Raw genomic sequence first — 14,462 nt, 5'->3', positions numbered from 1 at the left:
ATTCGGCTTGCCAGTGATGGTGTGGTTGGGTAACATCTGCGCCCACTTTGACCGACGGGGTACAGCATGCGTCGCACTATGGTAGCTGGTAACTGGAAGATGCACGGTACCCGCGCCAGTGTCGCTGAGCTGATCAATGGCCTTCGTCACTTGGCCTTGCCTAGCGGTGTTGATGTCGCGGTTTTCCCACCTTGCTTGCATATCAACCAAGTGGTTGATGGCTTGAAGGGCAAGTCGATCCAGGTCGGCGCGCAGAATTCTGCGGTGGAGCCCATGCAAGGCGCATTGACCGGTGAGATTTCGCCGAGTCAGTTGGTTGATGCGGGTTGTGCCTATGTACTCGTTGGGCACTCCGAGCGCCGTCAGATGATGGGCGAGCGGGATGCGACGCTCAATCGCAAGTTCGCCGCGGCACAGGCTTGTGGCTTGGTTCCGGTGTTGTGCATAGGGGAGACCCTTGAGCAGCGCGAATCGGGCAAGACTCTTGAGGTTGTCTCGCGTCAGCTGGGCAGCATCATCGAGGAGTTGGGTGTTGGTGCGTTTGCAAAGGCGGTTATTGCTTACGAGCCGGTCTGGGCCATTGGCACCGGACTGACTGCTACACCGCAACAGGCGCAGGATGTGCACGCAGCCATCCGCGCGCAGTTGGCGGCAGAGAATTCTGAAGTCGCGCAAGGTGTGCGGCTTCTATACGGCGGCAGCGTGAAGGCGGCCAATGCGGTCGAACTGTTCGGCATGCCGGATATCGATGGGGGGCTCATTGGTGGAGCTTCCCTGAATGCAGATGAGTTCGGTGCGATCTGTCGCGCCGCGGGAAACTGAAAAAATGCTGGAAACAGTCGTAGTCGTTTTTCATCTGTTGGCTGCCCTGAGCGTAGTTGCTCTGGTTTTGTTGCAACAGGGTAAAGGTGCGGATGCTGGTGCGTCTTTCGGTGCAGGTGCTTCAAATACTGTGTTCGGAAGCCAAGGTTCCTCTACCTTTCTTAGTAAGTTTACTGCTATACTTGCCGCAGGTTTCTTCATAACCAGCTTAGGGTTAGGTTACTTTGCTAAAGAGAAAGCTCATGTGCTGACTCAGGTAGGTTTGCCAAACCCAGCAGTGTTGGAAGTTCCAAAAGCAAAACCGGCTTCTGATGATGTCCCGGTGCTTCAAGAGCAAAAGTCGGCTACTCCAGCGACTGACGTACCTCCAGCTCAAGAGCAGAAGTAAGAAGGGTTGTAAGCGCTGTATTGCCGAGGTGGTGGAATTGGTAGACACGCAACCTTGAGGTGGTTGTGCCCATAGGGTGTAGGGGTTCGAGTCCCCTTCTCGGTACCAATTATCAGGAGAGCCCGCTGTTGCGGGCTTTCTTGTAGGTGGAAGGTTACATTGACCCTGTAAGGGATCGGTCGTATACTTCCGCCCCAGCTTTGTCGCGGGGTGGAGCAGTCTGGTAGCTCGTCGGGCTCATAACCCGAAGGTCGTCGGTTCAAATCCGGCCCCCGCAACCAGTTTTAGCGGAGCCCCTTTTAAGGGGCTTTTTGTTAGCTGGACACTTTCAACGCCGCTGTTCGACGGCGTTTCAAGGATGGGCGTTTCGCCCATTTTTTTATTTTGCACAGCATGCACATACATGCACGAGGGGGTTCAGGTGTCGAGCAAGCTAGAAGAGTTGCAGGCCTTGCTGGCCCCGGTGGTCGTGGCCCTAGGCTATGAATGCTGGGGTATTGAGTTTTCGGCTCAAGGTCGCCACTCAATGTTGCGCGTTTATATCGATAAAGAGGGCGGCGTGCTGGTGGACGATTGTGCCATTGTCAGCCGTCAGATCAGCGGTGTGCTGGATGTTGAAGATCCGATTTCCGTTGAGTACACCCTTGAAGTTTCCTCGCCAGGCATGGAACGCCCACTGTTCACTATTGATCAGTTTGCAAAATTTGCCGGTGAACAAGTGAAGATCAAGCTGCGTTCGCCCTTCGAAGGGCGACGCAACTTTCAGGGCCTTCTGCGCGGTGTAGAAGAACAGGATGTCGTGGTGCAGGTAGAAGACCATGAGTTCCTGTTGCCGATCGATATGATCGACAAGGCCAACATTATTCCCAGTTTTGACTGAGACGCGGATCCCGCGGATCCAATGGCTTGCGAAAGGCGAGGCGTACGATGAGCAAAGAAGTACTGCTGGTTGTTGAGTCGGTATCCAATGAAAAGGGCGTACCGGCAAACGTGATTTTTGAAGCGCTGGAGCTGGCCCTGGCCACTGCTACCAAAAAGCGTTTTGAAGACGAAGTTGATCTGCGTGTGGAAATCAACCGCCACACCGGTGCCTATGAGACTTTCCGTCGCTGGACGGTCGTCGAAGAAGCCGATCTTGATGATCCGGCCATCGAAACCTGGCCGAGCAAGGTTGCGCAAACGCACCCGGGCGCCCAGGTCGGTGATGTCGTCGAAGAAAAGATCGAATCGATCGAATTCGGCCGTATTGCTGCACAGACCGCCAAGCAGGTCATCGTGCAGAAGGTTCGTGAAGCCGAGCGAGCTCAAGTCGTTGACGCTTATCGCGAGCGCCTGGGGGAAATCATCTCCGGCACCGTGAAAAAAGTTACCCGCGACAATGTGATCGTCGACCTGGGCAACAACGCCGAAGCGTTGCTGGCCCGCGAAGACATCATCTCTCGCGAAACCTTCCGTGTCGGCGTGCGTCTGCGTGCGCTGCTCAAGGAAATCCGCACCGAGAACCGCGGTCCTCAGCTGATCCTGTCGCGTACCGCGCCGGAAATGCTGATCGAGCTGTTCCGCATCGAAGTGCCGGAAATTGCCGAAGGTCTGATCGAAGTCATGGCTGCGTCCCGCGATCCGGGTTCGCGTGCCAAGATCGCGGTTCGCTCCAAGGACAAACGCATCGACCCGCAAGGCGCTTGCATCGGTATGCGCGGTTCGCGCGTCCAGGCAGTGTCGGGCGAATTGGGCGGTGAGCGTGTGGATATCGTCCTGTGGGACGATAACCCGGCGCAGTTCGTGATCAACGCCATGTCGCCGGCTGAAGTGGCGGCAATTATCGTTGACGAAGATGCCCATGCAATGGACATCGCCGTTGGCGCAGACAATCTGGCTCAGGCCATTGGTCGTGGTGGTCAGAACGTGCGTCTGGCCAGCCAACTGACCGGCTGGACCCTGAACGTGATGACCGAATCGGACATCCAGGCTAAGCAGCAAGCTGAAACCGGTGACATCCTGCGCAACTTCATCGAAGAGTTGGAAGTCGATGAAGACCTGGCACAGGTACTGGTAGATGAAGGCTTCACCAGCCTGGAAGAGATTGCCTACGTACCGTTGGAAGAAATGCTCAACATCGACGGCTTTGACGAAGACACCGTCAACGAGCTTCGCGCTCGGGCCAAGGATCGTTTGTTGACTAAAGCCATCGCTACTGAGGAAAAGCTGGCAGACGCCCATCCGGCCGAAGACCTGCTCTCGCTTGAGGGTATGGACAAGGATTTGGCGATGGAACTGGCGGTGCGCGGCGTAATTACCCGCGAAGACCTGGCCGAGCAGTCTATTGACGATCTGCTCGACATCGACGGCATTGACGAAGATCGTGCCGGCAAGTTGATCATGGCCGCCCGAGCCCATTGGTTCGAGTAATTAGGCGCGGCCTGAGGAGAGAAGTGCATGACGCAAGTCACGGTGAAACAACTGGCCGATGAGGTCAAAACACCGGTAGAGCGCCTGTTGCAGCAGATGCGTGAGGCAGGTCTGCCGCACACCGCCGCCGATGAAGGTGTGAGCGATAGTGAGAAGCAGTCTTTGCTGACTCACTTGAAGAGCAGCCACAAGGCGAAAGTGGAAGAACCGCGCAAGATTACATTGCAGCGCAAAACCACCAGCACCCTGCGTGTTGCGGGTAGCAAGAGCATCAGCGTAGAAGTACGCAAGAAGAAAGTCTTCGTACAGCGCAGCCCGGAAGAAATCGAAGCCGAGCGCAAACGCGAGCTGGATGAACGTCGCGCAGTAGAAAATGCTGCTCGCCAGAAGGCTGAAGAAGAAGCCAAGCGTCGCGCCGAAGAAGAAGCGCGTCGCCAGCCTGCTGCTGCGCAACCTGCCAACACTGAAGCGGTTGCCGCTCCTGTTGAAGCTGTGCGTGAGGCCGCCCCGATTGCTGCTGCGCCTGCTCCTGCAGCTGACGCCCGCAAGCGCGACGAACCTCGTCGTCCGGACAAACCACGTGCCGACGATAACAATCGTCGCGGTGGTGGTGGCGATGGCGAGCGCAAAAACGCTCCGCATCGTGCCTCGGTCAAAGAGAAAGCGCCTGCTCCACGCGTTGCCCCACGTACTACCGACGAAGAAAGCGATGGCTTCCGTCGCGGTGGTCGCGGCAAGGCCAAGCTGAAAAAACGCAACGCCCACGGTTTCCAGAGCCCAACCGGCCCTGTCGTGCGTGAAGTGAAGATCGGCGAGACCATCACTGTGGGCGATCTGGCCCAGCAGATGTCGGTCAAGGCTGCTGAAATCATCAAGTTCATGTTCAAGCTGGGCACCCCGGCCACCATCAACCAGGTACTGGATCAGGAAACTGCCCAGTTGGTTGCTGAAGAGCTGGGCCACAAAGTGACCCTGGTCAGCGACACCGCCCTGGAAGATTCCCTGGCCGAGTCCCTGAAGTTTGAAGGCGAGGCAGTTTCCCGTGCACCGGTTGTGACCGTAATGGGCCACGTTGACCACGGTAAAACTTCCCTGCTCGACTACATCCGTCGTGCCAAGGTTGCCGCAGGCGAAGCCGGTGGTATTACCCAGCACATCGGTGCATACCACGTTGAAACCGAACGCGGCATGGTCACCTTCCTCGACACTCCAGGTCACGCCGCGTTTACCGCAATGCGTGCCCGTGGTGCCAAGGCGACCGACATCGTGATCCTGGTGGTTGCAGCGGACGACGGCGTAATGCCGCAGACCATTGAAGCTGTCCAGCACGCCAAGGCTGCCGGTGTTCCTCTGGTTGTAGCCGTGAACAAAATCGACAAGCCCGGCGCCGATCTCGATCGCATCCGTAGCGAACTGTCGGTTCACGGCGTGACATCCGAGGAATGGGGTGGCGAGACGCCATTCGTATCGGTCTCGGCGAAAATGGGTACCGGCGTTGACGAACTGCTCGAAGCGGTCCTGTTGCAAGCTGAAGTCCTGGAATTGACTGCTACGCCTTCGGCTCCTGGCCGTGGTGTGGTAGTTGAATCGCGCCTCGACAAGGGCCGTGGCCCGGTCGCGACCGTGCTGGTTCAAGACGGTACCCTGCGCCAAGGCGACATGGTGCTGGTCGGTTCGAACTACGGCCGTGTACGTGCCATGCTCGACGAGAACGGCAAGCCAATCAAGGAAGCAGGTCCTGCTATCCCGGTCGAGATCCTCGGCCTGGACGGTACGCCGGACGCTGGCGACGAGATGAGCGTAGTTGCCGACGAGAAGAAAGCCCGTGAAGTGGCTCTGTTCCGTCAAGGCAAGTTCCGCGAAGTCAAGCTGGCCCGTGCTCACGCCGGCAAGCTGGAAAACATCTTCGAGAACATGGGCCAGGAAGAGAAGAAGACGCTTAACATCGTCCTCAAATCCGACGTCCGTGGTTCCCTCGAAGCGTTGAACGGCGCCTTGAACGGCCTGGGTAACGACGAAGTGCAAGTGCGTGTTGTCGGTGGCGGTGTCGGTGGTATCACCGAGTCCGACGCCAACCTGGCACTGGCTTCCAACGCTGTACTGTTCGGCTTCAACGTGCGTGCCGATGCTGGCGCTCGCAAGATCGTCGAGCAGGAAGGTCTGGACATGCGTTACTACAACGTCATCTACGACATCATCGAAGACGTCAAGAAAGCCCTTACCGGTATGCTTGGCAGCGATGTCCGGGAGAACATCCTGGGTATCGCCGAGGTGCGTGACGTGTTCCGCTCGCCGAAATTCGGCGCGATCGCCGGTTGCATGGTTGTCGAAGGCACCGTGTACCGTAACCGTCCGATCCGTGTACTGCGTGAAGACATCGTTATCTTCGAAGGCGAGCTGGAATCCCTGCGCCGCTTCAAGGATGACGCTGCCGAAGTACGTGCCGGCATGGAATGCGGTATCGGCGTCAAGAGCTACAACGACGTCAAGGTTGGCGACAAGATCGAAGTCTTCGAGAAGGTTCAGGTTGCTCGCAGCCTCTAACTCGCGCACTTCAGGAGCCACACAGCGCGTGGGCATGTATTTGCCCCGCGCCGTGTCCGGACTCTAAACGCAACGCCCGGTCTGGCTTTTGTCAGGCCGGGCGTTTGCCGCTTTCAGACCCCACGGGTTTCACCGTGTGGCAGTAACAGGTAACAAGACATGGCAAAAGAATACAGCCGTACCCAGCGTATCGGCGATCAGATGCAGCGTGAGCTGGCTCAACTGATCCGTCGCGAAGTCAAAGACCCCCGCGTTGGCCTGGTCACCATCACCGCCGTTGAAGTGAGCCGTGACGTGGGTCATGCCAAAATCTTCATCACCGTGATGGGGCAGGACAACAGCGAAGAAATCGCGCAAAGCATCAAGGTGCTCAACTCCGCCGCAGGTTTCCTGCGGATGCAGTTGGCCCGCGAAATGAAGCTGCGCAGCGTTCCGCAGTTGCACTTCCATTACGACGAAAGCGTCGTGCGTGGCGCGCACCTCTCGGCCTTGATCGAGCGCGCCGTGGCTGAAGACAGTCAGCATCCGTCCACACCTGAAGACGCCAAGGAGTAAGCGGTGGCTCAGGTCAAACGTATCCGTCGCAACGTCAGTGGCATCATTCTGCTCGACAAGCCCATTGGTTTTACCTCCAATGCGGCGCTGCAGAAGGTCCGCTGGCTGCTTAACGCCGAGAAGGCGGGACACACCGGCAGCCTGGATCCACTGGCCACCGGCGTTCTGCCGTTGTGCTTTGGTGAGGCCACCAAGTTCTCGCAGTACCTGCTTGATTCGGACAAGGGTTATGAAACCCTCATGCAACTGGGCAAGACAACCACCACGGCAGACGCCGAAGGTGATGTTTTGCAGGTTCGCGACGTGACCGTTGGTCGTGCGGATATCGAAGCTGCATTACCTGCTTTTCGTGGGCAAATCAGTCAGATACCGCCGATGTACTCGGCGCTCAAGCGGGATGGGCAACCTCTTTATAAGCTGGCACGTGCGGGCGAAGTGGTGGAGCGCGAACCGCGTTCTGTTACTATTGCCCGGCTGGAACTGCTCGCCTGTGAAGGTGACACTGCTCGATTGGCGGTGGACTGCAGCAAAGGCACCTATATCCGTACCCTCGTGGAAGATATTGGTGAGAAGCTGGGCTGCGGTGCTTATGTAGCTGAACTGCGACGTACCCAGGCAGGCCCTTTCACCCTGGCCCAGACGGTCACGCTGGAAGAGCTGGAAGCGGTGCACGCCGAAGGCGGCAACGAAGCGGTTGATCGCTTCCTGATGCCCTCGGACAGCGGTTTGCTGGATTGGCCATTGCTGCACTTCTCGGAGCACAGCGCGTTCTACTGGCTCAACGGCCAGCCGGTACGCGCCCCGGATGCCCCGAAGTTCGGCATGGTGCGAGTACAGGATCATAACGGTCGCTTTATCGGTATCGGTGAAGTGAGCGAAGACGGGCGCATCGCGCCGCGTCGACTGATTCGGTCAGAATGACCGAACGAGGGTGGCTGTTAATAGGCATGGTCACTTCTCATTTATAGATACGGGGGTATGCCCTCGGCCTATTGAGATCACCCCTTGGGTGGTTTCCTGAAAAAAGGATTGCCTCATGGCTCTCGACGTTCAAGAAAAAGCACAAATCGTAGCTGACTATCAGCAAGCTGTTGGTGACACTGGTTCGCCAGAAGTGCAAGTTGCACTGCTGACCCACAACATCAACAAACTGCAAGGTCACTTCAAGGCCAACGGTAAAGACCACCACTCCCGTCGTGGTCTGATCCGCATGGTAAACCAGCGCCGTAAGCTGCTGGACTACCTGAAAGGCAAGGATCTGGGTCGTTATCAGACTCTGATCGGTCGCCTGGGTCTGCGTCGCTAATCAGCGATTGCGCTAGAGGTTGGTTGTCTGCCGTGTGCCAGTGGGATTCCCGCTGGCCCATGGTAGGCTCCCAGCCTCAAGTTTTATCTGGATACACGTTTTACCCTGGACGAGGGTCGGGCCGATTCCCGACATTGCCCAAGAATTTCGCAAGAAGACAAGTTCCCCCAAGAGCCACAAAGAAGGTAGGACACCGTGAACCCGGTTATCAAAAAATTCCAGTTCGGTCAGTCGACCGTTACCCTCGAGACAGGCCGTATCGCCCGTCAAGCCTCCGGCGCAGTGCTGGTTACCGTTGACGACGACGTTACCGTACTGGTGACCGTGGTTGGCGCCAAGACCGCTGACCCGAGCAAGGGCTTCTTCCCTCTGTCCGTTCACTACCAGGAAAAGACTTACGCTGCCGGTAAGATCCCTGGCGGTTTCTTCAAGCGCGAAGGCCGTCCTTCCGAGAAAGAAACCCTGACATCCCGACTGATCGACCGTCCGATCCGTCCGCTGTTCCCAGAAGGCTTCATGAACGAAGTGCAGGTTGTCTGCACCGTCGTTTCCACCAGCAAAAAGACCGATCCGGACATCGCTGCGATGATCGGTACTTCGGCTGCGCTGGCGATCTCGGGCATTCCGTTCGATGGTCCTATCGGTGCCGCTCGCGTTGCTTTCCATGAAAGCACCGGTTACCTGCTGAACCCATCTTACGAGCAGCAGAAAGCTTCGAGCCTGGACATGGTCGTTGCCGGTACCTCCGAAGCCGTATTGATGGTTGAGTCGGAAGCCAAAGAGCTGACCGAAGACCAGATGCTGGGCGCCGTACTGTTTGCTCACGACGAGTTCCAGGTGGTAATCAACGCGGTCAAGGAATTGGCTGCCGAAGCTGCCAAGCCAACCTGGACCTGGGCTGCTGCCCCGGAAGCCACCGACCTGCTGGGCGCTATCCGCTCCGAGTTCGGCGCTGCCATCTCCGACGCCTACACCATCACCGTCAAGGCCGACCGTTACGCTCGCCTGGGCGAGTTGAAGGACCAGGTTGTCGCCAAGTTGTCCGGTGAAGAAGGCCAGCCTTCTGCCAGCGACGTCAAGGCTGCATTCGGCGAAATCGAATACCGCACCGTTCGCGAAAACATCGTTAACGGCAAGCCACGTATCGACGGTCGCGACACTCGCACCGTGCGCCCGCTGAACATCGAAGTCGGCGTGCTGCCCAAGACTCACGGTTCGGCGCTGTTCACCCGTGGTGAAACCCAGGCCCTGGTAGTCGCGACTCTGGGTACTGCCCGTGACGCACAACTGCTGGACACCCTGGAAGGCGAGAAAAAAGACCCGTTCATGCTGCACTACAACTTCCCTCCGTTCTCGGTGGGCGAGTGTGGCCGCATGGGTGGTGCTGGTCGTCGTGAAATCGGTCACGGCCGTCTGGCCCGTCGTTCGATTGCTGCGATGCTGCCGGCTGCCGATGTGTTCCCGTACACCATCCGTGTCGTATCGGAAATCACTGAGTCCAACGGTTCCAGCTCGATGGCTTCCGTTTGCGGTGCTTCCCTGGCGCTGATGGACGCTGGTGTGCCGATGAAGGCGCCGGTTGCCGGTATCGCCATGGGCCTGGTTAAAGAAGGCGAGAAGTTCGCCATCCTGACCGACATCCTGGGCGACGAAGACCACCTGGGCGACATGGACTTCAAAGTAGCCGGTACCGCTAAAGGCGTAACCGCGCTGCAGATGGACATCAAGATCAAGGGCATCACTGAAGAGATCATGGAAATCGCTCTGGGCCAAGCCCTGGAAGCGCGCCTGAACATCCTCGGCCAGATGAACCAGATCATTGGCCAGTCGCGTACCGAACTGTCGGAAAACGCTCCGACCATGATCGCGATGAAAATCGACACCGACAAAATCCGTGATGTTATCGGTAAAGGCGGCGCGACCATCCGTGCGATCTGTGAAGAAACCAAGGCTTCGATCGACATCGAAGACGACGGCTCGATCAAGATCTTCGGCGAAACCAAGGAAGCGGCTGAAGCTGCACGCCAACGCGTCCTGGGCATCACCGCTGAGGCCGAGATCGGCAAGATCTACGTCGGCAAGGTTGAGCGCATCGTCGACTTCGGCGCATTCGTCAACATCCTGCCGGGCAAAGACGGTCTGGTTCACATCTCCATGCTGAGCGACGCTCGTGTTGAGAAAGTGACCGACATTCTCAAAGAAGGCCAGGAAGTGGAAGTGCTGGTACTGGACGTGGACAACCGCGGCCGTATCAAGCTGTCCATCAAGGACGTAGCAGCAGCCAAGGCTTCGGGCGTTTAATCACCCCGCGTTCTAGCTGAAAAAAAGGGACTCTTCGGAGTCCCTTTTTTGTGGGAGAAGGAAATCCCCTAAAATCAGTTGTTTAGTCGCCTGCAAAAAACCGCAACTTGCACGCAGGCACGACCTGCTTCATGCAACTTGCACGATTTCGAAAATCACTCTGTTTTTTAACTTGTTGTTTTATAACGATTTTGTCCTGTTATCCCACTTGGCACGCCGCCTGCACTATCCCTGTTAGCGCTGCAGCATCAAGGTTTACGTCTGCAGACTTTTAATAAAACAGGAGTTATTCGTATGAAGAAGTTCGCTCTCGCTACTGCTACCGCTCTGACCCTGGCGATGGGTGCTAACGTAGCCTTTGCTCAGACTTCCCAAGCCCCTATGACTTTGGCGGCCGGTGAAGCGACCAAGGCTAAGGAAAGCGTTTCGGATACTTGGATCACCACTAAAGTCAAAGCCGACCTGCTGACCGAAAAAGGCATTCCGGGTTCGGACATCAAGGTTGAGACCAACAAAGGTGTGGTTTCCCTGTCCTCCGACGTAGCAGTCTCGGATTCGCAGAAAGCCACTGCTGTAGCCATCACCAAGAAAATCAAAGGTGTGAATGCTGTTTCGGCTGACGGTCTGCTGGCTGGCGGCGCTGTCAAAGCTGACGGCATCGACAAAACCAAAGGTGCGGCACACGACGCTAAAGAAACCACCAGCGACACTTGGATCACTACCAAAGTGAAGGCTGACCTGGTTACCGAGAAGGGCATTCCTGGCACTGACATCAAGGTTGAGACCAACAAGGGCGTAGTGTCTCTGTCGTCTCCGACTGCCGTGACTGCATCGCAGAAAGAAACTGCGGTTGCCATCACCAAGAAAATCAAAGGCGTTAAAGCTGTATCGGCCGACGGCCTGAAAGCAGAGTAACGTTAAAGGTTTCGTTTGAACGATATAGCGGCGGCTTAGGGTGAGCTAGTTATCCACCCGATGCACCTCTGGAGTTCATGCGACCGACCACACGGATGTGGTCATTACAGGCCCCGGCACTTGTGTCGGGGCCTGTTCTATTTTGGGGTTGAAACAAAACTGCCAGCCAACCCCCCAAAAAAAATGTGGGAGCTGGCTTGCCAGCGATGTTGGCACCTCAGTCATTCAGTTGCACCGAGGTGATGCTATCGCAGGCAAGCCAGCTCCCACATTAGGATAGGCGTTGCTCAGAAGTTACTCGGCATCCAGATGCATTGGGGTGATGACCCGACCATCTTTCTCCGCCTGCCCCAGTTGCGCATCAATGAAGTACACCCGCTCATCTTCCAACTGGCCCTTGTCCACCAAGTAATCCTTGATGGTACTGGCGCGCTCCTGGCCCAGTTGGCGCAGCAGCACATCACTGCCGCTCCAGAACTTGATCACACCCTCTTTGAGCTTCGCCGAGCGCTCATCGCTGCCAAGGTTTTTCCATTCGGCGGGAGGTTGCTGTTTAAGACGGGTGCGGTAGATACCTTCCAGCAACGGTGCTTTTTCTTTCTCGGGCACTTCAAGCAACGAAGCTTGGGCCGGGACTTTGTCGCCACGGCGCTGGAGGATCTTGTAGTAGTTGTACTGGTATTCACGTTCCAGTCGCTGCGCCGCCAGGAACGGCCCATCGCTGCTGGCAGCAGCCGTGCCTTCGATTTCCAGGCGCAGGGTAGGGCGCTCTTTCAGTGCCTTGGCCAAGGTGTTCAGCGCGCCCTCGGCATCTTTGTTCAGCTCACTGGAGCCGGCGGCGAACGAAACATTACCCAGGTCTTCAGAGCCGCCACCCGTCACCAGCCCGCCAATAAACTTGAAGGGCGCGGTCGCTGCGCGGACGACGAGGTTACGCAGGGTCTGCCACACAATCGGCATCACGCTGAATTGCGGGTTGTTCAGGTCGCCACTGACCGGCAGTTCGATCGAGATCTTGCCGTCGCTGTCCTTGAGCAGAGCGATGGCCAGGCGAATCGGCAAGTCCACCGCATCGGAGCTGTCGACTTTCTCACCCAGTTGCAACTGTTCGACCACCACTTTGTTTTCGGCCTTCAACTGGCCCTTGGTGATCACGTAGTGCAAGTCGAGATTCAGCCGGCCCTTGCGGATACGGAAGCCTGCGAACTTGCCCGAGTAAGGTGTCAAGTTGGTCAACTCGACACGTTTGAAGCTGGTCGCGATATCCAGGGCTGCCATCGGATCAAACGGGTTCACGCTGCCCTTGATGGTCACTGGGGCGTAACGGTCTACCTTACCCTTGATATCGACGCTGGCCGGTTTGGCCTGGCGACTATCGATGGTGCCAATCTGGCCGTTGAGCTGTTGAATCGCGGTGGCGAAGTTGGGCGTGAGGCTGAAGTCGGCAAAGTTGGCCGAACCATCGTTAATTGCGATCTGCCCGATGTGGATGCCCAAAGGCTTGTCTTTGCTGGCCGCCGGCTTGGCGGCTGATTTGGCACCACTGTCGGCAGGCTGGGGAATCAGCAAGTCATCGATGTTGGTGGTGCGATCGTCGTTGATCATGAAGCGCGCATACGGCTGCAGCAGGTTGACCTTGTCGATCGACAGGCTCTGACCATGCTGATAGTTCACACCCTCCAGTACCAGGCGCTGCCACTTGAGGAAGTCGCGGGTCTTGAGGGTGTCCAGGGTATGCAGCTGATCGACCTGAGCGCGGCCGGTGATTTGCAGGGCCAACGGCTCGGTGCTCTTGAGGTTCACATCCAGGTTGCCGCCCAACATGCCGCTGCGCAGTTCCAGGCGAATAAACGGGCTGATATACGACTGGGCCACCCGCAGGTCGATGTCCTGGGTATTCACTTTCAGCTTGGCGCTGACCGGGTTGAGGTTAACCTCGCCGGTTGCCTGGATCTTGCCTTGCTTGCCCACGCCACTATCGACCTTCAAGGTGAAGGGGCTTTGGTTGAGGCTGTCGAAGTTCTGCATGTCGATATTCAACGGGCCCAGTTCCAGCGCCACCGCAGGTTTGGCCTGGCGGTCGGCCAGGTGTACCTGATAGTTACGCAGTTGCACATCCTTGAGCATCACTTGCCAGGGTTTGCTCGGCGCCGCCGGTTGGGCTTCAGGCGCGTCGGCGTTGGCCGGTGCCGGTGTTGGCTTGCTTGGCTGGCTGGCGAACAGTTTCTGCCAGTCGAGTTGGCCATCGGCTTCAAGAGCGGCCCAGGTTTCCAGCTTGTTGCTGCGGATTTTGCCGACGACTACCTGCTGCTTGGCCAGGTCTACCGTAGTTTCGCTGACATCCAGGCGTTCCAGGCGTACCAATGGCCGGCCATCCGGCGCCTTGATCGCGAAGGGCGCAATGCTGGCGGCGGTGTTGGTCAGGTTCAGCTCGGTCTCTTTGGCCAGGCTGAACTTATAGTCGGTGCTGAAGTTAAGCACGCCGTCTTCCAGCACCAGCGGCAAGGCGTCACGTACATACGGCCACCAGGCTTTCATCTTGCCGTCGGTGACCTTCAAGGTACCTTCGGAGGTGATCGGTACCAGGCTAACATTACCTTTCCAGTCGATCTGCCCGCCGTCAGGGCCAGCGGCCACCAGGGTCATGTCGGCGTTGTCTTCGGGCAAGGTGCTGAGGTTTTTCAGCTCGAAGTCGAGTTTGTCGTAGAGGAATTCGATAGGTTCGCTGGGGCGCAGATCTCGGAAATGCAGATTGCCGCCCGCCAGTTTGATGCTGTCGATACGCAGCGGGAACGGTTTGGCATCGGGATCTGCGGGAGTCGGTTCGCTCGGCGGCAGTTTGAACAACTGCGCCAGGTTCAACTGGCCGGATTTGTCGAACAGCAGTTCGGTCTTGGGCTGGTCCAGTTGCACATCAGCCAGGTGCAGGGCGCGGGTCCAGAGACTGTCGGCCTGCAGGTTGGCGTAGAAGCGCTGGAAGCCCACTTGTTCTTTGCCCGGCTCACCGATCTTCAGGCCCCACAGCGTGAGTTCCAGGCTGAACGGGTTGAGCTCGATGCGCTCGATTCGCGCCGGCACCGTGGCGTAATTCGCCAACTGTTGGTTGGCAATGCGAAGAGCGATGCCGGGTAAAATCAGAAAGCCCAGCAAGCTGTACAAAGCAAGGGCGGTCAACAAGGCGCCTGCGGCGCGGATCAATCCTTTGGGCATGGGTGACGCCAT

The 14,462-nt window shown here is 57.5% G+C and carries 11 protein-coding genes and 2 tRNA genes; 12 read left to right on the top strand and 1 reads right to left on the bottom strand.

The features are described from left to right. Positions 1-66 precede the first annotated feature (66 nt). From tpiA to E3O56_RS00160, 12 genes are all read left to right on the top strand, one after another. Positions 67-822: a triose-phosphate isomerase gene (gene tpiA / locus E3O56_RS00215; protein WP_005791483.1), complete on the top strand. Its 756-nt coding sequence runs from the start codon at positions 67-69 to the stop codon at positions 820-822. Positions 823-826: 4 nt separating this feature from the next. Continuing rightward, a complete protein-coding gene (gene secG, locus E3O56_RS00210; RefSeq protein WP_003194191.1) occupies positions 827-1,210 on the top strand; it encodes a preprotein translocase subunit SecG in 384 nt (127 codons plus the stop codon). 22 nt (positions 1,211-1,232) lie between these two features. Then, positions 1,233-1,318, top strand: a tRNA-Leu gene (locus E3O56_RS00205). A 96-nt stretch (positions 1,319-1,414) separates the two neighbouring features. After that, positions 1,415-1,491, top strand: a tRNA-Met gene (locus tag E3O56_RS00200). Positions 1,492-1,631: 140 nt separating this feature from the next. Next, a complete protein-coding gene (gene rimP, locus E3O56_RS00195; RefSeq protein WP_003235029.1) occupies positions 1,632-2,090 on the top strand; it encodes a ribosome maturation factor RimP in 459 nt (152 codons plus the stop codon). A gap of 47 nt (positions 2,091-2,137) precedes the next feature. Beyond that, complete coding sequence (gene nusA / locus E3O56_RS00190; protein ID WP_005791481.1) at positions 2,138-3,619, top strand: transcription termination factor NusA; 1,482 nt, start codon at positions 2,138-2,140, stop codon at positions 3,617-3,619. 27 nt (positions 3,620-3,646) lie between these two features. After that, a complete protein-coding gene (infB, locus tag E3O56_RS00185) occupies positions 3,647-6,163 on the top strand; it encodes a translation initiation factor IF-2 (protein WP_032879444.1) in 2,517 nt (838 codons plus the stop codon). A 159-nt stretch (positions 6,164-6,322) separates the two neighbouring features. Next, entirely contained in the window at positions 6,323-6,718 is a 396-nt protein-coding gene (gene rbfA / locus E3O56_RS00180) for a 30S ribosome-binding factor RbfA (protein ID WP_003176137.1), read from the top strand. Between the two features lie 3 nt (positions 6,719-6,721). Next, positions 6,722-7,639 carry a tRNA pseudouridine(55) synthase TruB gene (truB, locus tag E3O56_RS00175; RefSeq protein WP_005791476.1) on the top strand — a complete coding sequence of 306 codons (918 nt, stop codon included), beginning with the start codon at positions 6,722-6,724 and terminating at the stop codon, positions 7,637-7,639. A gap of 115 nt (positions 7,640-7,754) precedes the next feature. Then, a complete protein-coding gene (gene rpsO / locus E3O56_RS00170) occupies positions 7,755-8,024 on the top strand; it encodes a 30S ribosomal protein S15 (RefSeq protein ID WP_003177875.1) in 270 nt (89 codons plus the stop codon). Positions 8,025-8,219: 195 nt separating this feature from the next. After that, complete coding sequence (pnp, locus tag E3O56_RS00165) at positions 8,220-10,325, top strand: polyribonucleotide nucleotidyltransferase (RefSeq protein ID WP_005791474.1); 2,106 nt, start codon at positions 8,220-8,222, stop codon at positions 10,323-10,325. A gap of 294 nt (positions 10,326-10,619) precedes the next feature. Further along, positions 10,620-11,240: a BON domain-containing protein gene (locus tag E3O56_RS00160; RefSeq protein WP_032879445.1), complete on the top strand. Its 621-nt coding sequence runs from the start codon at positions 10,620-10,622 to the stop codon at positions 11,238-11,240. A 294-nt stretch (positions 11,241-11,534) separates the two neighbouring features. Here E3O56_RS00160 and E3O56_RS00155 read toward each other — a convergent pair whose 3' ends face one another. Beyond that, a complete protein-coding gene (locus E3O56_RS00155) occupies positions 11,535-14,450 on the bottom strand; it encodes a DUF748 domain-containing protein (RefSeq protein ID WP_248127563.1) in 2,916 nt (971 codons plus the stop codon). Positions 14,451-14,462: the final 12 nt, after the last annotated feature.

The organism is Pseudomonas sp. W2Aug9 (genome assembly GCF_023127755.1).
In the GTDB taxonomy this organism is placed as follows: Bacteria; Pseudomonadota; Gammaproteobacteria; order Pseudomonadales; family Pseudomonadaceae; genus Aquipseudomonas; species Aquipseudomonas synxantha_A.
This window is presented reverse-complemented; position numbering and strand designations above follow the sequence as displayed.

Excerpts from the sequence above, each read along its gene's own strand:
- E3O56_RS00155 (WP_248127563.1), bottom strand. The coding sequence starts at position 14,450 with ATGCCCAAAGGATTGATCCGCGCCGCAGGCGCCTTGTTGACCGCCCTT.
- rpsO (WP_003177875.1), top strand. The coding sequence starts at position 7,755 with ATGGCTCTCGACGTTCAAGAAAAAGCACAAATCGTAGCTGACTATCAG.
- E3O56_RS00160 (WP_032879445.1), top strand. The coding sequence starts at position 10,620 with ATGAAGAAGTTCGCTCTCGCTACTGCTACCGCTCTGACCCTGGCGATG.
- tpiA (WP_005791483.1), top strand. The coding sequence starts at position 67 with ATGCGTCGCACTATGGTAGCTGGTAACTGGAAGATGCACGGTACCCGC.
- infB (WP_032879444.1), top strand. The coding sequence starts at position 3,647 with ATGACGCAAGTCACGGTGAAACAACTGGCCGATGAGGTCAAAACACCG.
- nusA (WP_005791481.1), top strand. The coding sequence starts at position 2,138 with ATGAGCAAAGAAGTACTGCTGGTTGTTGAGTCGGTATCCAATGAAAAG.
- secG (WP_003194191.1), top strand. The coding sequence starts at position 827 with ATGCTGGAAACAGTCGTAGTCGTTTTTCATCTGTTGGCTGCCCTGAGC.
- rbfA (WP_003176137.1), top strand. The coding sequence starts at position 6,323 with ATGGCAAAAGAATACAGCCGTACCCAGCGTATCGGCGATCAGATGCAG.